The sequence below is a fragment of the Mesorhizobium sp. M1322 genome (assembly GCF_040318085.1).
Lineage (GTDB): Bacteria > Pseudomonadota > Alphaproteobacteria > Rhizobiales > Rhizobiaceae > Mesorhizobium.
The window spans coordinates 1-22,449 of record NZ_JAMYLP010000074.1 but is presented as its reverse complement, the minus strand read 5'-3'; the positions used below and the strand labels follow the sequence as shown (position 1 = coordinate 22,449).

19 protein-coding genes and 2 pseudogenes are annotated in these 22,449 nt (G+C 63.8%); 3 read left to right on the top strand and 18 right to left on the bottom strand.

Annotated features, from left to right (window positions below; genetic code table 11):
• From NKH12_RS22835 to NKH12_RS22810, 6 genes and pseudogenes are all read right to left on the bottom strand, one after another.
• A pseudogene (locus tag NKH12_RS22835) lies at positions 1-1,185 on the bottom strand (ABC transporter ATP-binding protein); the annotation flags it as partial.
• Positions 1,185-2,696: pseudogene (gene livM, locus NKH12_RS22830) on the bottom strand (high-affinity branched-chain amino acid ABC transporter permease LivM); the annotation flags it as partial. The pseudogenes NKH12_RS22835 and livM, both read right to left, overlap by 1 nt.
• Positions 2,697-2,784: 88 nt before the next feature.
• A complete protein-coding gene (locus tag NKH12_RS22825; protein ID WP_352955211.1) occupies positions 2,785-3,687 on the bottom strand; it encodes a branched-chain amino acid ABC transporter permease in 903 nt (300 codons plus the stop codon).
• A gap of 335 nt (positions 3,688-4,022) precedes the next feature.
• Positions 4,023-5,024, bottom strand: coding sequence for a 4-hydroxyproline epimerase (locus NKH12_RS22820; protein WP_352955210.1), 1,002 nt, complete (start codon positions 5,022-5,024; stop codon positions 4,023-4,025).
• A 12-nt stretch (positions 5,025-5,036) separates the two neighbouring features.
• Positions 5,037-6,374, bottom strand: a complete 1,338-nt coding sequence (locus NKH12_RS22815) for an NAD(P)/FAD-dependent oxidoreductase (RefSeq protein ID WP_502910828.1) — start codon at positions 6,372-6,374, stop codon at positions 5,037-5,039.
• Positions 6,375-6,416: 42 nt separating this feature from the next.
• On the bottom strand, positions 6,417-7,310 hold the full coding sequence (locus tag NKH12_RS22810) for a dihydrodipicolinate synthase family protein (RefSeq protein ID WP_352955208.1): 894 nt from the start codon (positions 7,308-7,310) through the stop codon (positions 6,417-6,419).
• 69 nt (positions 7,311-7,379) lie between these two features.
• Here NKH12_RS22810 and NKH12_RS22805 point away from each other — a divergent pair, with 69 nt between their 5' ends.
• Positions 7,380-8,072 (top strand): GntR family transcriptional regulator, encoded by a 693-nt coding sequence (locus tag NKH12_RS22805; RefSeq protein ID WP_352955207.1) that lies wholly within the window; start codon positions 7,380-7,382, stop codon positions 8,070-8,072.
• An 80-nt stretch (positions 8,073-8,152) separates the two neighbouring features.
• Here NKH12_RS22805 and NKH12_RS22800 read toward each other — a convergent pair whose 3' ends face one another.
• The 3 genes from NKH12_RS22800 to NKH12_RS22790 all read right to left on the bottom strand — a co-directional run bounded on the left by NKH12_RS22800 (position 8,153) and on the right by NKH12_RS22790 (position 10,751).
• A complete protein-coding gene (locus tag NKH12_RS22800; RefSeq protein ID WP_352955206.1) occupies positions 8,153-8,467 on the bottom strand; it encodes a hypothetical protein in 315 nt (104 codons plus the stop codon).
• 273 nt (positions 8,468-8,740) lie between these two features.
• Entirely contained in the window at positions 8,741-9,040 is a 300-nt protein-coding gene (locus NKH12_RS22795) for a hypothetical protein (RefSeq protein WP_352955205.1), read from the bottom strand.
• 214 nt (positions 9,041-9,254) lie between these two features.
• Positions 9,255-10,751 carry a CoA-acylating methylmalonate-semialdehyde dehydrogenase gene (locus NKH12_RS22790; protein ID WP_352955204.1) on the bottom strand — a complete coding sequence of 499 codons (1,497 nt, stop codon included), beginning with the start codon at positions 10,749-10,751 and terminating at the stop codon, positions 9,255-9,257.
• 379 nt (positions 10,752-11,130) lie between these two features.
• On the opposite strand from NKH12_RS22790, the gene NKH12_RS22785 reads away from it, so the two are divergent.
• Positions 11,131-12,012, top strand: a complete 882-nt coding sequence (locus tag NKH12_RS22785; RefSeq protein ID WP_352955203.1) for a LysR family transcriptional regulator — start codon at positions 11,131-11,133, stop codon at positions 12,010-12,012.
• Between the two features lie 138 nt (positions 12,013-12,150).
• Here the strand turns inward: NKH12_RS22785 and NKH12_RS22780 are convergent, their stop codons facing one another.
• The 8 genes from NKH12_RS22780 to rsfS form a co-directional block, all read right to left on the bottom strand.
• Positions 12,151-13,407 (bottom strand): D-amino acid dehydrogenase, encoded by a 1,257-nt coding sequence (locus tag NKH12_RS22780; RefSeq protein WP_352955202.1) that lies wholly within the window; start codon positions 13,405-13,407, stop codon positions 12,151-12,153.
• A gap of 183 nt (positions 13,408-13,590) precedes the next feature.
• A complete protein-coding gene (alr, locus tag NKH12_RS22775; RefSeq protein WP_352955201.1) occupies positions 13,591-14,742 on the bottom strand; it encodes an alanine racemase in 1,152 nt (383 codons plus the stop codon).
• Positions 14,743-14,831: 89 nt separating this feature from the next.
• A complete protein-coding gene (locus NKH12_RS22770) occupies positions 14,832-15,353 on the bottom strand; it encodes an RNA pyrophosphohydrolase (RefSeq protein ID WP_352955200.1) in 522 nt (173 codons plus the stop codon).
• Between the two features lie 2 nt (positions 15,354-15,355).
• Complete coding sequence (locus NKH12_RS22765; RefSeq protein ID WP_352955199.1) at positions 15,356-16,525, bottom strand: divergent polysaccharide deacetylase family protein; 1,170 nt, start codon at positions 16,523-16,525, stop codon at positions 15,356-15,358.
• Positions 16,526-16,657: 132 nt separating this feature from the next.
• Complete coding sequence (locus NKH12_RS22760) at positions 16,658-17,983, bottom strand: S41 family peptidase (protein ID WP_352955198.1); 1,326 nt, start codon at positions 17,981-17,983, stop codon at positions 16,658-16,660.
• Position 17,984: 1 nt separating this feature from the next.
• Positions 17,985-19,361, bottom strand: coding sequence for a murein hydrolase activator EnvC family protein (locus tag NKH12_RS22755; RefSeq protein WP_352955197.1), 1,377 nt, complete (start codon positions 19,359-19,361; stop codon positions 17,985-17,987).
• 148 nt (positions 19,362-19,509) lie between these two features.
• The gene (gene rlmH / locus NKH12_RS22750) at positions 19,510-19,992 is read right to left on the bottom strand and encodes a 23S rRNA (pseudouridine(1915)-N(3))-methyltransferase RlmH (RefSeq protein ID WP_352955196.1); all 483 of its coding nucleotides are present in this window, start codon (positions 19,990-19,992) and stop codon (positions 19,510-19,512) included.
• Positions 19,993-20,074: 82 nt separating this feature from the next.
• Positions 20,075-20,452, bottom strand: a complete 378-nt coding sequence (gene rsfS / locus NKH12_RS22745; protein WP_023800052.1) for a ribosome silencing factor — start codon at positions 20,450-20,452, stop codon at positions 20,075-20,077.
• A gap of 239 nt (positions 20,453-20,691) precedes the next feature.
• Here rsfS and NKH12_RS22740 point away from each other — a divergent pair, with 239 nt between their 5' ends.
• Entirely contained in the window at positions 20,692-21,543 is an 852-nt protein-coding gene (locus NKH12_RS22740; RefSeq protein ID WP_352955195.1) for a mechanosensitive ion channel family protein, read from the top strand.
• Between the two features lie 126 nt (positions 21,544-21,669).
• Here the strand turns inward: NKH12_RS22740 and NKH12_RS22735 are convergent.
• Positions 21,670-22,449 (bottom strand): MFS transporter (locus NKH12_RS22735; protein ID WP_352955194.1); only part of this gene is annotated, 780 nt, incomplete at its 5' end.

The following is a 22,449-nucleotide window of genomic DNA, read 5'->3' as shown; positions in this document are numbered from 1 at the left end:
CCCTCCGCGTCGGTTGGACGCGCCCGGTGTCTTCGGCTTTACCGGAGCCTTGGTGGCCGGCTTTGCCGCGGAGGATTTCGCGGCAGAAGGTTTCGTGCTGGGCTTGGCTGCCGCCGGAGAGGCTGCCTTGCTTGCTGCGGCGACACTCGACCTTGCATCGACCTGCCCGGCCTTCGAGGCACCCTTCGACACCGTGACGCGCTCGCCCTCGCTGTGGCCGACTGTGTCGGTCACCGGTCCGGCGAAATACGAAGATGATGTGCCCGGGCCGTGCGCCGAATCCGGGCCCGTATCCAGTTGCTCGATGACGTCTTCGTCGCCGACCTCGGTCAGTACAGTCTCGACTTCCTCGTCTTCGACGCCGAGATAGGCGGCGATGACACGCGGGTCGGTGCGTACCGCATGCGGACTGCCGTCCGAGATCTTGCGCCCGTATTCGAGCACCACGACATGGTCGGAAATCTGCATGACCACCGCCATGTCGTGCTCGATCAGCAGGATCGAGGTCCCGGTGTTGTCCTTGATGTCCATCAGGAGCGCGTTGAGCGCCATTGATTCCTTCGGATTGAGCCCGGCGGCCGGTTCGTCGAGGCAGAGCAACTCCGGACCCGTGCACATGGCCCGCGCGATCTCCAGGCGCCGTTGTGCGCCGTAGGGCAGGTCGCCGGCCGGATCGTCGGCTCGATCGACGAGGTCGGCCTTTTCCAGCCAGTGTCTGGCGAGGTCGATCGACTCGGCCGACGCTGTCCGGTAGCCGCTGAAGCCGAACAGGCCGAGGACGGTGTAGCCGGACGCCTTCATCAGCTTGTTGTGCTGCGCCACCAGCAGGTTCTCGAGCAGCGTCATGCCCGAGAACAGACGAATGTTCTGGAAGGTGCGCGCCACCTTGGCGCGCGCCGGAATCTCATGGTTCGGCAGCCGTTCGAGCAGGTAGCTCGAGCCGTCGCGCCGGTTGAGCGTGAGCATGCCTTCAGACGGCTTGTAGAAGCCGGTGATGCAGTTGAACACGGTGGTCTTGCCGGCACCGTTCGGCCCGATCAGCGCGGTGATCTCACCGCGCCTGGCCTGGAAGGAGAGGTCGCCGATGGCAACCAGACCGCCGAACTTCATCGACAGATGCTCGACCTGCAGGATGGCGTCGTTCATGCCCGGGTTGGCTTTCTGAATCGAGCTCGCATCGCTCATCAGCCGTGACCCTCCTTGGTGAAGGAGCCGGATACGGCCCTGCTCTCCTTGAGGAAGGCTGTCGGTTCACGGCTGCCGACGAAGCCGCGCGGCTTCCACAGCATGACGATAACCATGGCCATGCCGAACAGCAGCATGCGGTAGAGTTCCGGCGTGAAGTCGGGACCGAAGACCTGCTTCAGGAAATCGAGCTCGCGCAGCACCTCGGTGCCGCCGATCATCACCATGGCGGCGACGGCGATGCCGACCAGCGAACCCATGCCGCCGAGCACGACGATGGCGAGGATGATCGCCGATTCCAGGAAGATGAAGGATTCGGGGCTGACGAAACCTTGCCGCGCGGCGAAGAACGAGCCGGCGAAGCCGCCGAACATGGCGCCGGTGGCAAAGGCGGTGAGCTTGGTGGTGGTGGTGTTGATGCCGAGCGAACGGCAGGCGATCTCGTCCTCGCGCAGCGCTTCCCAGGCGCGGCCGACGGGCATGCGCCTAAGCCTTATGGTGACGAAGGCAGTGAGCAGGCAGAGCCCGAGGATCAGGTAGTAGAGGAAGATCTTGTAATAAGCGCTCGACGTGGCGATGTCCAAAACCTTGGCGATATAGTTCGGATCCGAGACGTTGAACGTCATCAGGCCGAAAAAGGTGACCTTGGGGATGCCGGAGATACCGGCCGAGCCGTTGGTAACCTCACGCCAATTGATCAGCACGAGACGAATGATCTCGCCGAAGGCTAGCGTCACGATCGCCAGGTAGTCGCCACGCAGCCGCAGCACCGGAAAGCCGAGCAGCACCCCCCAGAAGGCGGCCATGGCACCGGCGGCGGGCAGCAGGATCCAGAACGACAGGCCGTATTGCGTGCCGAGCAGCGCATAGGCATAGGCGCCGACGGCATAGAAGGCGACATAACCAAGGTCGAGCAGGCCGGCGAGGCCGACGACGATGTTCAGCCCCCACGCCAGCATCACATAGATCAGGATCTGAATGCCGTAATTGTCGACCCATTTCAGAGAACCCTGGAACCCGGCGGCCACCGATCCTCCGTACAAGGCAAGCACCAGCACAACGATGATCGGGTAGAGCGCCAGTGCGGTTATGCCTAATGCCGAGAAATGGGCATGGATGAGGGTTCGGAAATAAAACATCACCGAGGCGAGCGCGTAGATGATCGCCAGCGCCCTCAGGAACCGTGCATAACCGGCCAGACCAGGTCCCAGCAATCCGTCAAGGGAGCCGGCAAGGAAAACCAGCACGGCCACTGTGACGATGGCCGCGATGAAATACGGCAGGCGGAAGAACCGCGTCGCCATGCTCTCCGGCAGCAGGCCGGTGGCGACGTCGACGATCTTCTGATTTGCCAGGAAGGGCTGCCCGTAGGCGACGTAGAGAAAACGCCCTGCCATGGTCAGCACAACCACGACGGCAAGGAGCCACCAGCGTTGTACAAGGATCAGCTCGTTGGAGATGTTCTGATCGGTCCTCAGGCCGATGAACAGCACGAACAGGCCGAGCGCGATGGCGCCGGCATAAAGCGCTTCGCGGGTGGCGCGCTGCATGGGGGTGGCGACGATGTCGCGCTCCGGAGATGCGGTGACCGCCATGATCTCAGACCTTTTCGACTTCTGGCCGGCCGAGAATGCCGGAAGGCAGGAAGATCAGCACGATCGCCAGGATGGAGAAGGCGGCGACGTCCTTGTAGTCGATCGAGAAATAAGCCGACCACATGCTTTCGATGAAGCCTATCATCAGCCCGCCGAGCACGGCGCCGGGCAAAGAGCCGATGCCGCCGAGCACGGCCGCGGTGAACGCCTTCACGCCGGGCGTGAAACCGTCGGAGAAGGCGATGACGCCATAATACATCAGGAACAGCGTGCCGGCGACGGCGGCAAGGGCCGCACCCATGACGAAGGTGATCGAGATGGTGCGGTCGACGTCGATGCCGAGCAACGCAGCCATCTTGCGGTCCTGCTCGCATGCCCTTTGGGCTCGACCCAGCGAGGTCTTGTTGACCAGGTACCAGAACAGCGCCAGCAGCAGCGCGGTGACGATGACGATGACGATCTGCTTCAGCGACACGCTGATGCCCTCGATATTATAGACCTTGGACACCATCGGCGGGATCGGCTTGTTGCGCGGCCCCTGCGTCACCTGGACGAAGTTCGACAGCGCGATCGACATGCCGATCGCAGTGATCAGCGGCGCCAGCCGGAACGAACCGCGCAACGGCCGGTAGGCCACCTTCTCGATCGTCCAATTGTACAGGCTGGTCAGCAGCATCGCGACGATCATCATGACCAGGAGCGCGATCACCACCGGCACCGAATAGAACAACGCGCCGAGGATGAGGAAAACGATGAGGGCGGTGAAGGCGCCGACCATGAAGATGTCGCCATGGGCGAAATTGATCATGCCGATGATACCGTAGACCATCGTGTAGCCGATCGCTATCAGCCCATAGATCGATCCCAGCGTCAGCCCATTGATAAGCTGCTGGACAAAATACTGCATGCTGTCGTGGCTCCCCTGGAATGTCGCCCATGCAGACGCATTCCTTTTCGTATTTCCCCTAGTCGTAAAGTTTCGAGCCCGGATTGCAACGTCATTTTTTAATCGGCATGCGTGATTTTGAAGCACGCAATCGGATTGCCCGTTCTTCCCTTCCCGGCCTCTGGACTATCGCGGACCCTATCATTGGCATAACGCAATGTCTTTGGCGATTCGTCGTCAAAATGCACGCCGTTTCGAAGGAATCGCCGTCAAAATAAGTTGATGAGCGGGATCGTTGCGCCATCGAAGCGATCGATCTTTGCGTTCCTTTCGTTTCCCTTGGGTCAGGATGCTCTCTATTTGACGACGAATCCGTGCGCGAACGGATCGCGATCGTCGATGAAGATCGTGTTCAATCCGGTCATGCGCGCCCAGCCGCCGATCGACGGAATGATCGCCGGCTTGCCCGCAACCGTGACTTCCTTCTCGACCCTGCCCTTGAACAGCGAGCCGATGATCGATTCGTGGACGAAATCGTCGCCAGTCCTAAGCTTGCCCTTGGCGTGAAGCTGCGCCATCCGCGCCGAGGTGCCGGTGCCGCAAGGCGAGCGGTCGATTGCCTTGTCGCCGTAGAAGACGGCGTTGCGCGCATCCGCCTGGTTGTCGGTCGGCGCCCCCGTCCACAGCATATGCGACAGCCGGTCGATGCCGGGATTCTCCGGATGCACGAAAGAGTACTTCTCGTTGAGCCGCTGCCGCACCACCGGGCTCCAGGCGATGAGGTCGCCGGCGGAATGCTCGGCCATGTCGCGATAGTTCTTCTGCGGCTCGACGATGGCGTAGAAATTGCCGCCATAGGCGACATCGACGCTGATCTCGCCGAGCTGCGGACATTCCACCGTCAGGCCTTCGGCATATAGGAAGGACGGCACGTTGGTGATGCGCACCTCCTCGACATATTGGCCGACCTGTTTGTACTCGGCGGTGACCAGGCCGGCTGGCGTGTCCAGCCTGAGCAAACCCGGCGTCTTCGGCTTGATCAGCCCGTGCTCGATGGCCATCGTCACCGTGCCGATGGTGCCATGACCGCACATTGGCAGACACCCCGAGGTTTCGATGAACAGGATGGCGATGTCACAATCGAGCCGCGCCGGCGGATAGAGGATCGAGCCGGACATCACATCATGGCCGCGCGGCTCGAACATCAGCCCGGTGCGGATCCAGTCATATTCGGCCAGGAAATGCGCGCGCCGCTCCATCATCGTCGCGCCCTGGAGCAGCGGTCCGCCGCCGGCGACCAGCCGCACCGGATTACCGCAGGTGTGACCGTCGATGCAGAAGAAGGAGTGGCGCGCCATGTCTAGATCCCGTCAGAAGCGGTTCGGGGAAAACGGAGAAAGATCAAACACCGGATTTTGGCCGAGAATGAGATCGCGGACCAGGCGCCCGGTGGCAGCTGCCTGGGTCAGGCCGAGATGGCCGTGGCCGAAGGCATAGACTATCGTGCCGGCATGCTTGGCGCCACCAATCACCGGCAGCGAATCCGGCAGCGACGGCCGAAACCCCATCCATTCGCGGCCGCCGGCCGGGTCAAGCCCCGGCAGGAATTTTTGTGCCTTGTCGAGCAGCGCTTTCGAGCGGGCGTAGTTGGGCGGCCGCTCGATGCCGCCGAGCTCGACCGCGCCGCCGACGCGCACACCGGTTTCGAGCGGGGTGATGACGAAGCCGTGGCCGGAGAAGATCAGTTGCCGCTTCACGTCGAAGGCGGTTTTCGGCAGGGTCGTGTTGTAGCCGCGCTCGGTTTCAAGCGGGATGCGGTCGCCGATATGTTTCGCCAGGAGATGCGACCACGCACCGGCGGCAATGACGAGGCCTTTTGCTTGCCGCACCGTGCCGTCGGCCAGCGTCAGTGTCGCGCCATCCTGCCCCGCTCCGACATGGTCGATCCGAGCCTTTTCGAAACGCGCGCCGTTCTTCTCGGCAAAGGTCCAGATCGCCTTGCCCAATAATTTCGGATCCGTAACGGTCTTCCATCCCGGCACGAAAGTGCCTTTGACGAAACGCGGCGACAGGCCGGGCTGCAAGGCGGCGAGAGCATCGCCCTTGACATGGCTGAAGCCGATGCCGAAGCGTTGCTTGGCCGCCCAGCCGGGCAGCGACCCCTTGAATTCGGCCTCGCTCTCGTAGAGTTCGAGCGAGCCGTCCTCGCGCAGCATGTTTCCGGTGCCCGAGCGCGCCATCAGCCCGGCCCATTCGGCCTCGGCGAGCCGCATCATCCCGGCCTGCGCCGCAAGGCTGGCCTCGTAGCGGTCGCTTCGTCCGGCCCGCCAGAAGCGGACAAGCCAGGGCAGCAGCTTCGGCAGGTAGGCGGGTGGGATGCTGAGCGGGCCGAGCGGGTCGGCAAGCCATTTCGGCAGATGCCTGATCATGCCCTTGTGGGCCAGCGGCAGCACATCGGAAAAGGCCAAGGCAGCGGCATTGCCGGAACTCGTTTCCTCGCAGATGCCCGTCCGATCGAAGATCGTGACGTTTCGCCCCGCCTCGGCCAGATAGGCGGCGACACAGATGCCGATGATGCCGCCACCGATAATGGCGATGTCCTCCCCTTTTCCACGTTCACGGGGAGAAGGTGCCCGAAGGGCGGATGAGGGGCGGCGCCCCGCTTTTGCCGACTTGGAAATTCCCTGCACGTGGGCGCTGCCCCTCATCTGGCTGCCGCATCTTCTCCCCGTAAAACGGGGAGAGCCTGCTCAAAACGTCGGCAGCTCCGGCCGCACCACCAGTGCATCCCTGACGATCTTTTCGACCGTCTTGCGGCGCTCGCCCGACAGCGGCTGGCGCGGCATGCGCACGCGGTCGTTGGTGTTGATCGCCAGGACTTCCGCGAGCTTGATGTTCTGCACCAGATAGGTCGACACGTCGAGGTCGAGCAGCGGCCGGAACCAGCGGTAGATTTTCAGCGCCTCCTCGCGGCGGCCCTGCTTCATCAACTGATAGATCGCGACCGTCTCGCGGGGGAACGCGGTGACCAGTCCCGCCACCCAGCCTATGGCACCGACCGACAGCGCCTCGAACGCCAGATTGTCCACGCCGGTGAACAAATCGTAGCGGTCACCGAAGCGGTTGATGATTTCGGTCGAACGGCGGATGTCATCGGAGGATTCCTTGATGGCGACGAAACGCTTGTCCTTCGCCAGTTCCTCCATCTGATCGACGGTGACGTCGACGCGATAGGCAAGCCGGTTGGAATAGATCATCACCGGCAGGTCGCCGGCCTCGGCGACGGCGCGCAGTGCCGCGACCGTCTCCTCCGCATTGGTGTGGTAGATCGGGCTCGGCACCACCATCAGCCCGTTGGCGCCCTCTTTGGCGGCGCGGCGGGCGATCGCGGCCGCCTCGCGCGTGCCGGGTTCGTTGACCGTCAGCAGAACCGGCTTGTTGCCGGCGATCTTCTGCGCGGTCTTCAGCACCTCGATCTTCTCGTCGTGCGACAGCATCGGCCCCTCGCCGAGCGAGCCGCAGACGATGATGCCGTCGCAACCGGCATCCATCTGCAGCGCTAAGCAGCGCTCCATCTCGGCGTGGTCGAGGCGGTCGTCCTCGGTGAATTTGGTCGTGACGGCGGGGAAAATTCCGGTCCACATGTCGGTCGCTCCATCTGATATATCAGTCGTATATTTACCAAGAAACGGACTGTCAACACGGATTTCGCTATGATATATCAAAATTATATCTGGAGCTCGCCTTTGATATTCAATGAAATAAGCCCGGCGTTCGAGCCAGTGGCGGCGAAAGCCTATCGTGTGCTCGAGCACATGATCGTGACGCTCGAACTGGCGCCTTCAAGCTTCATCACCGAGGGCGCGCTGATCGACAGGCTGGGGCTCGGCCGCACGCCGGTGCGCGAGGCGATCCAGCGATTGGCGTGGGAGGGACTGCTGGATGTCCGGCCGCGCGCCGGCATCGCCATTGCCCCGCTGCATCCCGGCGACTGGTTGCGCGTTCTCGATGCACGGCGTGGCGTCGAGGTGGTTCTTGCCCGTTCGGCCGCCCGCTTCGTCACCCGTGAGGCCGCCGACCTGTTTCACGATGCCGCGCTGGCCATGCAGAAGGCGGTGATATCAGGCAATGTGCTGGGTTTCATTCAGGCCGACAAGGCGCTCGACGAGGCGCTGGCGCTGGCTGCCGACAATCCTTTCGCCGCGCGGCTGGCGGCGCCCCTGCAAACCCACAGCCGCCGCTTCTGGTTCCGCTACAAGGCCGATACCGGGCTTGCCGAATCGGCCGAACACCACGTCGCGCTGATCCGCTCGATCCTCGACGGCGACGAGGATGCCGCCGCCAAAGATGCCAAGCGCCTGATGGCGCTGCTGCGCGGCCATGCCGAAGCGGCCGCCACGCGATAGGAAATCGGCATCAACCTTCGGCCAGCTCTTTGAGTTTCGCCCATCCGGCGCTGCCAGGTGCTGAGCATCGCCCAATTCCGTCATGCGTCCTGGTCGGCCGGGATCACCACATTTTCCCAATGTTCGCCGGCCGCGACGATGCAGCTTCTGCCAGCGACATCGGTGACGATGATCGTCCAGCTTCCGCTGTCCGCGACATAGACTTCCATAATCGCCATCTGGCCGATCAGCCCGAAAGCAAACTGTCTTTCCTGGAACTGCTCGCTCAGGTGAGCGACGAGATCGCCATGTTCGACGCAGTATTGATATTGGGCGCTTGCGGCGTTGGTACCCACCGCTAATGCGCCAGCATGCACCACGGTTTTCACCCAAACGAACAGCGATTTGCGTGCCATAGGGCACCTCCTTTGCCATCACGTCCGGCAAAGGGGAGAGCCCTCATTTTGCCGGAACGATCCAGGCCGGTTCCGACGTCATCGCGTCGTTCCTTTCTGTGTTCCGGTCTGTCAGCGGGACGACTCCAAATGTTCCCACTATGTTCCATAAATGGTGTCGGCAACGCAAAGCGCAAGCAGGCGCCCGCTGGGGCGCCTGAGGATTTCAAGTTGTCGCCGAGAACCGCGGCCTGCGCGCGGCGATGCTGAGGTGGCTGACACCCGCTAGGCGGCTCAGGTACCTGGCAGCGCCGCTGTCGTCATCGCGCTCTCCCAGCCTTCACCCACCGACACCACGCAGCTTTGACCGCGTGTGTCGCTGGCTAGGATTGTCCAGGTGCCCTGGTCGGAAACGAAAACTTCAACAATCACATTCGGATTGACGACGCCGAGCGCGGTCGGATTTTCCCGAAACTTCTCGCCGAGCGCCTTGATCATGTCGGCTCGTGGCGCGCATTGTTCGGCCGCTGTCGCCGGGGCGACGGAAAGCGCCGCGACTGCTACGCAAAGTGTCGTCACCATTAGACGTGTCATCTGACGCCTCCTTGCCGCCGGCCGCCCCGAAACTGTCGCCAGCACCGTTGGTTGGGCTGCCGCGCCTGCTTCGCGGCCGGATTGCAATTTTAAAGACTTCTGCTGCCGCCTGGTTCCATCACATTTAGCGTTCACGCAGATACGGGCCGAGACCGGCCAACAAAAAGGCCCGGTTTCTGGCCGGGCCTTTTTCGCTCAATTTTTAATCGACCGGCTAATTCATCGTCGGGATGACGAATTCGGCGCCGTCCTTGATGCCGGACGGCCAGCGCGAGGTCACCGTCTTGGTCTTGGTGTAGAAACGGAATGCGTCCGGTCCGTGCTGGTTGAGGTCGCCGAAGGAAGACGCTTTCCAGCCGCCGAACGTGTAGTAGGCGATCGGCACCGGGATCGGCACATTGATACCGACCATGCCGACCTGGACTCGCGAGGCGAAGTCACGGGCGGCATCGCCGTCGCGGGTGAAGATGGCGACGCCGTTGCCCATTTCATGGTCGTTGGCGAGCTTGATCGCGTTCTCGTAAGTCGGCGCCCGCACTACGGAGAGCACCGGTCCAAAGATCTCTTCCTTGTAGATGCGCATGTCGGCGGTCACGTTGTCGAGCAGGCAGCCGCCCATATAGTAGCCGTTCTCATAGCCCTGCATGGAAAAGCCGCGGCCGTCGACGACCAGCTTGGCGCCTTCCTTGACGCCGGTATCGACATAGCCCTTGACCCGCTCCAGCGCCTGCGCCGTCACCAGCGGGCCGAAATCGGCGGACGAATCCGTCGAAGGGCCGACCTTCAGGCTTTCGACACGCGGCACCAGCTTTTCCATCAGCCGGTTGGCGGTATCGTTGCCGACCGGGACTGCCACCGAGATCGCCATGCAGCGCTCGCCGGCCGAGCCGTAGCCGGCGCCGATCAGCGCGTCGACGGTCTGGTCCATGTCGGCGTCGGGCATGATGATCATGTGGTTCTTGGCGCCGCCGAAGCACTGCACGCGTTTGCCGGCCGCGCAGCCGCGCGAATAGATGTACTGGGCGATTGGCGTCGAGCCGACGAAACCGATGGCCTTGATGTCGGGATCGTCGAGGATGGCGTCGACCACGTCCTTGTCGCCGTTGACGACATTGAGGATGCCCGCCGGCAGGCCGGCCTCGATGAACAGCTCGGCGATGCGCATAGGCACGCCGGGGTCGCGCTCCGAAGGCTTCAGGATGAAGGCGTTGCCGCAAGCGATAGCCGGCGCGATCTTCCACAATGGGATCATCGCCGGAAAATTGAACGGCGTGATGCCGGCAACGACGCCGAGCGGCTGGCGCATCGAATAGACGTCGATGCCGGGGCCGGCGCCGTCGGTGAACTCGCCCTTCATCATGTGCGGCGCGCCGATGCAGACCTCGACCACTTCCAGGCCGCGCTGGATGTCGCCCTTGGCGTCGGCGATGGTCTTGCCGTGTTCGCGCGCCAGAATCTCGGCCAGCGCGTCATACTCCCTGGCGACCAGTTCGAGGAACTTCATCAGGACGCGCACGCGCCGCTGCGGGTTGGTCGCCGCCCAGCCGGGCTGCGCCGCCTTGGCGTTTTCCACCGCTGCGCGCAGTTCCGCCTGCGAAGCCAGCGCCACCGTGCCGCGCACCGTGCCGTCCATCGGCTGCATGACATCCTGCTTGCGGCCGCTGGTCCCAGCGACACGCTTGCCGCCGATGAAATGACCGTATTCGATCATGGTTTCTCTCCCTGATTTGTGATGCGGCATTGTCCGCCTTTGCGCGGCCGATGGCAACGCGAGCGAACACGCAACCGTTGTGCGGAAAGTAGATAGCGGTTCGCGTCTGTGCATCAATTCCCGCAAATGGTAGGATACCGGTCGATCGCTGCAGGGATTGAGAGATTGCATTCCTTCACACCCCCCTCTGGCCTGCCGGCCATCTCCCCCGCAAGGGGGGAGATTGGCAGCTTTGGCCTTAGCGCCCTTTCTGCAACGTTAGAGATTGGCGAAAGCCGACGCGACATCCGATCTCCCCCCTTGCGAGGGAGATGTCCGGCAGGACAGAGGGGGGTGGGCGGGAACGCGACGCTCAACGCTAAAGTTGCGGACGTCAGCCATGAACTGGGATGACGTGCGCATCTTTCTGGCGGTGGCGCGGGCCGGCCAGATCCTCGGCGCGGCCAAGCGGCTGGAGCTCAACCACGCCACCGTCTCGCGCCGCGTCGCCGCACTCGAGGATGCGCTGCGCACAAAACTTTTTCGTCGGCTGACCACCGGCAGCGAGCTGACGCCGGCGGGTGAGCGCTTCCTCGACATCGCCGAGCGCATGGAAGGCGACATGATCGCCGCGCGCTCGACCGTGGCGGGCGAAGGCGACGATGTTTCGGGCACGGTGCGCATCGGCGCGCCTGATGGTTTCGGCGTCGCCTTCCTGGCCAAACGCCTCGGCGCTCTGACGGCGCTTCACCGCGAGCTCACCATCCAGCTGGTGCCGGTGCCGCGTTCCTTCTCGCTGTCCAGGCGCGAAGCCGACATCGCCATCACCGTGGAGCGGCCGACCGAAGGCAGGCTGGTGGCGGGGAAGCTGGTCGACTACACGCTCGGCCTGTTCGCGTCCCGCGCCTATGCCGAAGCGCATGGCCTGCCCCAGACGCCCGCCGAGCTCGGCCGGCACACGCTGATCGGCTATGTGCCGGACCTCATCGTCAGCCCCTCGCTCGACTATGCGGCCGAGTTCAGCGCCGACTGGCGCACGAGCTTCGCCATCTCCTCGGCACTCGGCCAGGCCGAAGCGGTGCGCTCCGGCGCCGGCATCGGCATCCTGCACACCTTCGTCGCCCGTTCGATGCCGGAACTGGTGGCTGTCGACATTGTCGCGCCCATCCGCCGTGCCTACTGGCTGGTCTATCACGAATCGGTCAGGCCGCTGCGCCGCGTCCAGATCGTCGCGAGCTTCATCACCAAGGCGGTGGAACGGGAACGAGGCCTGTTCGTCTGACAATATTCATCCAACGCGTTTGAAATTATCCTCAAACCGCTGCAGTTGCGGCAAAGTGTGTGGAGCTTGATCCCAAGTGGCGCGGCAAGTTCCTTACCGCGCTCAAAGGCGGGGCTGGCTGAAGGACGCCTTCCGATCCTACCGCTGGTATCGCTCCGGTCCGAGGTCGCGGACATTGATGTCCGGCACCCGGCTCGAAATGATGTCGGCCAGGACTTTGGCCGAGCCGCAGGCCATGGTCCAGCCGAGCGTGCCATGGCCGGTGTTGAGATAGAGGTTGGAGAACTCGGTGCGGCCGATCAGCGGCGGCCCGTCCGGCGTCATCGGCCGCAACCCGCACCAGAAGGTCGCCGACTTCATTTCGCCGCTGCCCGGAAAAAGGTCGCCGAGCGAATGTTCGAGCGTGCGCCGCCGCGATTCATGCAGCGTCAGGTCGAAGCCGGAAATCTCCGCCGTGCCACCGACCCGGATGCGGTCGCCGAGCCTGGTGATCGCCACCTTGTAAGTCTCGTCCATCACCGTCGACACCGGTGCTGCGGCAGCATCCTTGATCGGCACTGTGATCGAATAGCCCTTGACCGGATAGACCGGGACGGGTCGTTTCAGCGTGCGCATGAACTTGGCCGAATAGCTGCCCATCGCCATCACATAGGCGTCGGCAGCCTTCCAACCTTTGCTCGTATTGATGTTGGCGATACGGTTGCGCTTGCGGACGATGCGCCGTATCTCCGTGTCGTATTCGAAGGTGACGCCGCGCGCCACGCAGAGCTCGGCCAGACGGTCGGTGAACATTTTGCAGTCACCGGTTTCGTCGCCCGGCAGTCGCAGGCCTCCGACGAATTTTTCACGCACCCCTCCCAGCCCCGGCTCGGCCGCGATGCAGCCGTCGGGATCGAGAATCTCGTAGGGAACGCCGTATGTCTTCAGCACCTCGACATCGCCGGCAGTGCCGTCGAGCTGCTGTTGCGTGCGAAAAAGCTGCAGCGTTCCCTTGGCGCGCTCGTCATAGGCGATGCCGGTCGCCTCGCGCAGCGCTTTCAGCGTGTCGCGGCTGTATTCGGCCAAAGGCACCATGCGCGCCTTGTTCACCGCATAGCGCTCAGCCGTGCAGTTGCGCAGCATCCTGACCAGCCATACCCACATATGCGGATCGAGAGTCGGCCGCACCACCAGCGGACCATGCTTCATCAGCAGCCATTTGATCGCCTTCAGCGGGACGCCGGGACCGGCCCAGGGCGAGGCGTAGCCGGGCGAGATCTCGCCGGCATTGGCAAAGCTGGTTTCCAGCGCCAGGCCCTTCTGGCGGTCGATCACCGTCACCTCATGGCCGGCCTCGGCCAGATAATAAGCGGTAGTGACCCCGATGACGCCGCCGCCCAGCACGAAGATCTTCATCGCATAGTTCTCCAGAACGACGTCTTGTCAGGGATTTTGGGGCAGGGCATCGTGGCTTTCTGTCTGCCGGATTTTACGGCGTCCGCCAAGTGCCCAACCATGTCGCCCAAAAGCATGCCCTCGGGCTTGACCCGTGGGTCCGCAGCGGTTTTGGGATAACGACATGCCTAAAAAACCCGCGCGCTATCCATTCACATAGCGCCGGTGAAAGCGGTGTCCGAGGCTGGTCAGGATTTCATAGCCGATGGTGCCGGCATGGCCGGCCGCCTGGTCCACCGTCTGCGACGGCCCGATCAGTTCGACGAGGTCGCCCGCCTTCAGCCTGTCGGGCGGCAGGGCCGAAATGTCGAGAACGATCGAGTCCATCGACACACGGCCCAGGAACGGCAAACGCACATTTTCGAACCAGGCGGCTGAGGCCGCGCGTCGATGCCAGCCATCGGCATAGCCTAGCGAGATCGTTGCGACGACCAGCGAATCGGTCACCTGAAAAATATGGCCATAGCCAACGCCGGCTCCCCTATCGAGGCTGCGCGTCTGGATGACCTTTGCCTGAAGCCGCACCATCGGTAGCATCGGATTTTCCGCCGCTGGCGTCGGATTGATGCCGTAGAGCGCCGCACCGGGCCGGGCGAGGTCGTAATGAAAGGGCTGCCCAAGAAAGATGCCGGAGGAGTTGGCTAGCGATGCCGGCGCCTTTGGCAGCATCCTGCGCAGCCGCTCGAATTCCAGCCGCTGCTGCTCGTTGGCCGGATCCCCGGGCTCGTCGGCGCGAGCGAGATGGCTCATCACCAAGGTGACGTCGATACCGTTGAAAGCCTGCGGATCGGCAGCGACGGCCTCCACCTCGGCTGTCGCCATGCCGAGCCGCGACATGCCGCTGTCGACCTGGATTGCAGCCTTGAGCTTGCGGCCGGCCCGCTGCGCCGCCGCGCGCCAGGCGGCGAGTTGGTCGGCGCTGTTGATGACCGCGCCCAGCTCCGCGTCGACGGCTTCGCTTTCAGCGCCCGGCTGAATGCCGTTCAGCACATAGATCGCTGGCCGTACGCCGAGCGCCTGGCGCAGCAAGACCCCTTCGGTCAGATGCGCGACGAAAAAAATAGCGCAGCCTTCGGCTGCCAGCGCCGCCGCCACTTGGGCCCCGCCGAGCCCGTAGCCGTCGGCCTTGACGACACCCGCGCAGCCGACGCCACCCAAACGCGCCTTGAGCCGCCGGTAATTTTGGCGGATGGCGCCGAGATCGACGGTCAATATGGCGCCGGCCGCCGCTTCGCTGATCGGGGCGGCTTTGACGGCGACCCTTTCAGAAAGAGATTTTTTGGAAGCGCCGTTCATGCCAACCCCGTCCGCAACTGATTGGCCATCAATAAGGCCACCGCGCTGACGCGGCAACCGTGGTCGGCGCGAGCGCGGCTTGCGCCAAGCTACGCAACCAGATGCCGGAACGCCGCAACCACGTCCTCATAGACCTGACGCTTGAACGGCACGATCAGGTCGGGCAATTCCTGCATCGGCCGCCAATCCCATTTGTCGAACTCGGCGGCGTGGCCGCCCGGCGGCGGATTGATCTCAATCTCGCTCACGTCGCCGTGAAAGCGGAAGGCGAACCATTTTTGCGTCTGGCCGCGATATTTCCCCTTGAAGGCGATGCCGACCAGATGGGCCGGCAGGTCGTAATATATCCAGTTCGGCGCCTCATCCAGCAACGAGACGCTGCGCATGCCGGTTTCCTCGTAGAGTTCCCGCTGTGCCGTCTGCAGCGGCTCTTCGCCCTTGTCGATGCCGCCCTGCGGCATCTGCCAGAGCTGCGTCGTGCCGGCGAATTCGCTGTCCGGCTCGGCAATGCGATGCCCGACCCAGACCAGCCCGTCGCCGTTGAGGATCATCAGTCCGACACAGCGACGATAAGGCAGCGTCTCGGGATCGACCGGTTTTTTTTTCGTCATGCTCAACTTTTTTCCGGATCCACCGCCACTCCCGAAATAGGCACGATCTCGATGCCGCGCTTCTTGGCCTCGACCACCCAGGCCGACACGGTGTCGACCGTCAGGTCGAAGGCCGAGCCGATGCCGACGGCAAAGCCTTTCGCCCGCGCAGTGGCTTCCAGCTCGTCCAGCTTCTTCAATATGGCACCGCGGTCCCGCACCGCGTCGATCGACGTGTCGCCGGCGGCGAACGGCACGCCGTTTTTCAACGCCAGGTCGGGCGCCAGGCTGCGCGCCGACGAACCGTCGTCGACATAGGCCAGGCCGCGCCTGCCAAGCTCGGCCATCAGCGGCCCCATCGCCGCCGCATCGGCCGAAAAGCGCGCGCCCATATAGTTCATGACGCCGGTGTAGTTGGTCGTCCGCGACAGCGCCCAGCGCAAATTCTTCAAATTCTCGTCCGCCGTCGCCGCGACCGTCAGCGTGTTGCGGCCGGGATTGACGTTCGGATAGTCGAACGGTTCGAGCGGCACCTGCATGACGATCTCATGGCCGCTCTGCCGCGCCGCCTGCATCCAGCGGCCGATGCTGTTGCCCTGCGGCGCGAAGCCTAGGGTCACTTCGGCCGGCAGCTTGGCGATGGCCGCCTGCGTGCCGGTCTGCGACACGGCAAGCCCGCCGATGACGATCGCCACGCGCGCACCGCGTGAACCGGACCACGGCCGCGCATAGACATCGAACGGCCGCCTGCCGTCAGCGGCACGAACCGGCAATGGGCCGGTTTCGCCGGCCTCGACCAGCTCCCTGTCGGGAATATGCGCGATCCTCAGGTTTTGGCCGATCGTCGAAGGGTCGTGGATGACGATGGCCGCCCTGGGCGGACCATCGCCCGCTTCGGTCGGCATGTGGATGATCTGCGGCCCGCCCATCTTGGATGGTGCTTCCGCCTTCGGCGCCGGCTCAGTGGCCGGCGCTGCGGATTCGACCACCGCTGTCGTCTTCGGCGTCGAAACGGCGACTTCTTCCGGCTTTCGAAATGGCCTTTCACGCAGCGCAATCGCGCCGGAGACGCCGATCACGGCCAGCACCAGGAGAGTGGCCGCCACCACGCCAGCGCTGATCCTGCGGGCCGCGCGCGGCGGCCGGACGGCCTGCCCGAGTGGGCGTTCGATGTCGTTGCCGATGTCAGCCAAGCCGCACCCCCAGCCGCGGTTCCCCCGAATCAAACTGCCGGGGCCTTGCAGCCCCGGCAGCATTACATCGCTTCGATCAGGCAGCCAGACCTGTTGTCCGGCTGATCCACTTTTACTGGTTCGGCACAGCCCCTACTGGTTCAGCACGGCCTTGTCCGGATTTGGTGGGAACGCCGGATCGGTCTTCTCGCCGCGCAGCAACTGCTGGGCAAAGATGAGCTGCAGGTCGTCCTTCGGCTCCGGCGGCACATAGGCTGCCGAGCCCGAACCGGTATCGCCCTCGTCGCTGCCCTTGATGTGGCCCTTGAGGTCCGACTCGCCGCGCGTCAAATCCCTGCCCTGCAGGTCCGGCGGCAACGGCTGGTCGACCTTGATGTCGGGCGTGATGCCCTTGCCCTGGATCGACTTGCCGGACGGCGTGTAATAGAGCGCCGTCGTCAGGCGCAGCGCGCCGTTCTCGCCGAGCGGGACGATGGTCTGCACCGAGCCCTTGCCGAAGGACTGAGTGCCGACCACCGTGGCGCGGCGCAGATCCTGCAGCGCGCCGGCGACGATTTCGGACGCACTGGCCGAGCCGCCATTGACGAGCACGACCAGCGGCTTGCCGTCGATGTCGTCGCCCGGCCGCGCGTCGAAGCGGGTGACGTCCTTGGGATCGCGGCCGCGCGTCGAGACGATCTCGCCACGGGTGAGGAAGGCGTCGGACACGCTCACCGCCTGGTCGAGCAACCCGCCCGGATTGAGGCGCAGATCGAGCACGTAGCCCTTGAGCTTTTCGTTCGGCACCTGCTTCTTGATGGTGTCGATGGCGTTCTCGAGGTCGTCATGGGTCTTTTCGGTGAAGGAGGTGATCTTCATGTAGCCGATGTCGTTCTCGACCCGGAACTTGACCGCCTTGACCTTGATGATGTCGCGCACCACCGTCAGCTCGATCGGCTTGTCGGCGCCCTGGCGCAGGATGGTGAGCTTGATCGGCGTGTTGACCAGTCCGCGCATTTTCTCGACCGCGTCGTTGAGGCTCAGGCCGCGAACCTCCTCGCCGTCGATCTTGGCAATGTAGTCGCCGGCAAGCACGCCCGCCTTTGCGGCCGGCGTATCGTCGATCGGCGTGATCACCTTGACCAGGTCGTTCTCCATAGTGACCTCAATGCCGAGGCCGCCGAACTCGCCCTTGGTCTGCACGCGCATGTCCTGCGCCTCTTCGGCGTTCATATACGAGGAGTGCGGGTCGAGCGACGTAAGCATGCCGTTGATGGCGTTTTCGACCAGCGACTTGTCGTCGGGCGGCGTCACATACTGCGCCCGCACCCGCTCGAAGATGTCACCGAAGATCGCCAGCTGCTTATAGGTCTCGGAGCCCGCAGCGTTCGCCGTCGAGCCGGGGGCGCCATAGACCAGGCTCATCGCGGATGCGCCCATCAGCGCACCGGCAAACAGAAGCGAAAGTTTCCGCATCATCTCACGTCCTTCCAGAGAAACGGTCCGCCCACCATGGGGTCGGATCGACGGGTTTTCCATCCTTGCGGAACTCAACATAGAGCTCCGGCGTGGCATTTCCATTCTTCGATGCCGAGGTGCTCGCCACCCGGGCCTCTCCCATCGCGCCGACCGGCTCTCCTGCGAGCACCGACTGGCCAGACGCGACGCTGATTCTGCTCATCCCCGCGAGAACGACATGATAGCCGTCACCCGCGTTCAGGATCAAGAGTTGACCATAGGAGCGAAAAGGTCCCGCATAAAGCACATTTCCGTCCGCTGGCGCGGTGACGATGGCTCCCGATTGTGTCGCAACCATGTCACCGAGCATCACTGCGCCGTAACCGTCGCTGGCCCCGAACCGCCGCTTGATCTTGCCGGTGACGGGCAGCGCGATCTGCCCCTGAAGCGCCGAAAACGGTGCAGCGGCGGTGAGCCGGTTGGCCTCCGGCACCGGCAGGGCCGCCAGTTCCGTCTGTTCCGGGACCTTCTGTGCCGGAGCCGTCTGCGCCGGAGCCTTGTCGGCGCCCCCTGCCTTCTGCTCTGCGGCCTTCTGCTCGGCTGCCTTCGCCGCGGCCGCCGCCTTGCGGACCTTGTCTGCTTCGAGCGAGGCGATCAGTTCCTTCAGGCTGCCGGCCTTGGCCGCCAGTGCTGCGGATCGCTCCTTTTCCGCCGCCAGTGCCGTTTGCGTCTCGGCCTCGAGCTTCTGCTTGGCTTCGAGCAGCATGCCGAGCCGCTTCTTTTCCGCCGTCTGTTCGCCAACTGCCGCCGTCAGCCGCGCCCGCTCCGCCTCGCTCGAGGCGGTCACCCGCGACTGCTCCTTGAGGTCCGTCAGCAATATCTCGGTCTGCTGGCGCAGTTCCGGCACCACGGCGCCGAGCAGGATGGCGCTGCGCACCGACGACAGCGCGTCCTCAGGCTTGACCAGGATGGCCGGCGGCGGATTGAGCCCCATACGCTGCAGCGCAGCCAGCACCTCGGCCAGAACGTCGCGTCTGGCGGCCAACGAGGCGCGGATTTTCTGCTCCTCGCCCTTCAGCCCTTCCAGCTTGGCGCCGATGTCCTCGATGTCCTGGCCGAGCTTCTGTTCGGTCATCGCCGACTGGATCAGCGCCGCGGTGATCGAGGCATGGTCCTTTTTGACCGTCGCCATGTCGGCGGCGAGCTTGGCCAGCCGCTCGGACGACAGCGTGATCTCCTTCGATACCCGTTCGTACTCGGCGCGGCTCTGATCCGGGTCAGGCGCCATGTCGAGCCTGTTCTGCGCCCACGCGGCACCGAGCGACAGCACGAGCGCCGCCGCTGCCGGGCCGCAGCGTGCGCGCCAAAAGCCGGTTCGCGATTTCCAATCTTCAGACATTGAAGCCCGACTCTATGCGTGGCTTCGTTAACGAACCATCAACCATGTTCGAGAGCCTCGCCGCCCGCAAACAGCCTCGTGACGCATTGAGGCGAAAATCCGGGCGGCTCACGCCAATCCACCGGTTTCGGTTGGAACCTGCAACCGCTCACGAGCGATGATAGGGATGGCCGGACAGGATTGTGGCGGCCCGGTAAAGCTGCTCGCCCAACATGACACGGATCAGTTGGTGCGGCCATGTCGGCGCGCCGAACGACACCATCAGATCGGCCTGATCGCGCAGCGACTGGTCGTGACCGTCGGCACCGCCGATGGCGATGACAAGTGCCTTGCGCCCGCCATCACGCAACAGGCCGATGCGCCCGGCGAAATCCTCGGAGGAAAAGTTCTTGCCGCGTTCGTCGAGCAGCATCAGCGCGGTACCAGGCTGCAACTGCGTCTGCAGTTTCTGGCCTTCTTCGCGGCGACGCTCGTTGGCAGTCTGGGCACGGCCCTCCGGAATCTCGACAACCCCTGAGAATTCGAGCCCCACGGCCTGCCCGCTCTTGGCGAAGCGCTCGAAATACCGGTCGGCGAGCTGCTTCTCGGGGCCGGCTTTCATCCGGCCCACGGCATGAACGGTAATCTTCATCCCTGCCTCGAAGAGCCGCTAATGCATGTCACCAAAAGTGGTCACCGGTGTTGGGAAACGACATGCATCAATCAAATACGGCTCAGTGGAGGGTCTCTTCCTCGAGGTCCGGCGCCTGCCACATCTTTTCGAGATTGTAGAAGTCGCGGACTTCGGGACGGAAGACATGGACGATGATGTCGCCTGAATCGATCAGGACCCAGTCGGCGCCGGCCAGTCCCTCGACGCGCGCCGTGCCGAGCCCGGCATCCTTGAGCGCCTTGAGGAGATGATCGGCGACAGCCGAGACATGACGGTGCGATCGGCCGGACGCGATGACCATATAGTCACCGAGGCTCGATTTTCCCTGAATGTCGATTGAGACGATGTTTTCGGCCTTGGAGTCTTCCAGACTGGCAAGGACTGTCTTGATGGCGCGGGACACGGCGTCGTTTACGCTGATCCCGGCCGGCGAAGGCACGATGTCGGCCTTCTTCCAAAGTGCTGTTCTCAGTGTATTTCCTTTCGCAGCAAGAACAACCAAATCACCCTTCAAAGCAGGTGACACCCCTTAGATAGGCAGAGTTGCGTTGCAGTTTCAAGACGGCAGCCCTGCTGTAGCCAACGAAGAACCGTTCTTCCGGTTCCGCAGTGAAGAAAAATCGGAACTCTTGTCGCATGGCCTGGGTTATCCGCGCATTGACCAACCGGATCCCCCTCATGCCTATCGACCCTCAGAACGCTCTCCTCACCGTGCAGTCCGGCCTTGCGCAGCTCAGCGGGCTGATCGTCTCCTACTCCTTCTCGGCTATCGGCGCCGTCATCCTGCTGGTCCTCGGCTATACCGTCGCCGGCCTTGCCCAGCGCTCGATCTACGCCGGCCTCGGCCATATCCATGGCTTCGACACGACGCTGCGCCACTTCTTCTCGATGATCGTCCGCTACGCCATACTGATCCTCGTCGTCGTCATGGTGCTCGGCCAGTTCGGCGTCCAGACAACCTCGATCATTGCCGCCATTGGCGCCATCGGCCTAGCCATCGGCCTGGCGCTGCAGGGCACGCTGCAGAACATAGCCGCCGGCATCATGCTGCTGGCGCTGCGGCCATTCCGCATCGGCGAATATGTCGAGGTCGGCGCCATCGCCGGGACCATCGAGGAAATCGGCCTGTTCGCCACCACGTTGAGAACGGTGGACGGCGTCTATATCCTCGCCCCCAATTCGACGCTGTGGAACCAGCCTGTCCGCAACTATACGCGCAACGGTGCCCGACGTGGCGACATCACGCTGACCATCGGCTCCTGGAACGACATCGATTTCGCCCAAAAGACCATGCTGGGCGTCGCCGCCGCCGACCGACGCGTCAGGCGGGAGCCGGCGCCGATTGCCTTTGTAGCGACCGTCGGCGACAGCAACGTCGCTATCACCTTGCGCTACTGGACCTCGGCTGCGGATTTTTTCGCCACCCAGATCGAACTCACCAAACGCGCCAAGCAGGCGTTCGACAGCGAAGGCATTTCTATACCCGCGCCACCGCCTGAAGCACCGCGGCAGGAAACCGCCAGACAGTGAGATGATCAATCCCGTGCAGGTCTAATGCATGTCGCGCAAAAGTGTGCAGCGGTTTTGCGATAACGACATGCATAAAAACAACAACGCTAAAGCGCGTCGCATGAGGCCGGTCAAACGCGACGCGCTTTAGCTGTTCGCGCGGCGCTGCTCTTCGGATGGGAAAGCGAGGTCGACCGGCAGCGGTGCCTGCGCCGTCATCGGCGCGAAATTGCCGGTCTCGGCGGCGGGAACAGGCGACATCGCCACCACCCGCCACAGCACGAACAGGCAAAAAACGGTCGCGATGACGATGGCCACATAGATGAAGGCCTGCGTTCCGTAGACGGCGGAAAGCCCGGTCACGATGCCGGGCACGATGAAGCCGGACAGCGACCACGCAAACAGAAGCGAACTGGATAGCGCCACCATGTCGTCCTTGCCGGCGCGGTCGGCGGCATGCGCGCTGGCCAGCGAATAGATCGATTCCGATGCGCCGTCCCAGACCACATAGATGACGACCAGCGCCGCCAGCGCACCACCGTCGAAGCCGAGAGCGAACAGGCCCGCCACCATGGCAAGCGCCGAAGCGGCGACCAGCACAAAGCGGCGGTCGGTGCGGTCGGAAATCCATCCGAGCGGGATCTGCAGGATCAATGTGCCGACCGGCATCGCCGACAGCAGCAGTGCCACATCTGCCTGGCTGTAGCCCTTGGCCGTGGCATGGATCGGTGCGAAGCCTGAAATCGTCATCGACAGGCCACCGACGGCAAGCATGCCGGCGACGCCCACCGGCGAAATCCGCCAGGCCCGGCCAAGCGCGACCGCCCCCCCCCGCGGGGGGGGGGGGGGGGCGGGCCAGGGACAGCGGGGGTGGGGGGGGGGGGGGGGGGGGAGAGGGGGGGGGGGGCGCCCGCGCGGGGGGGGGGG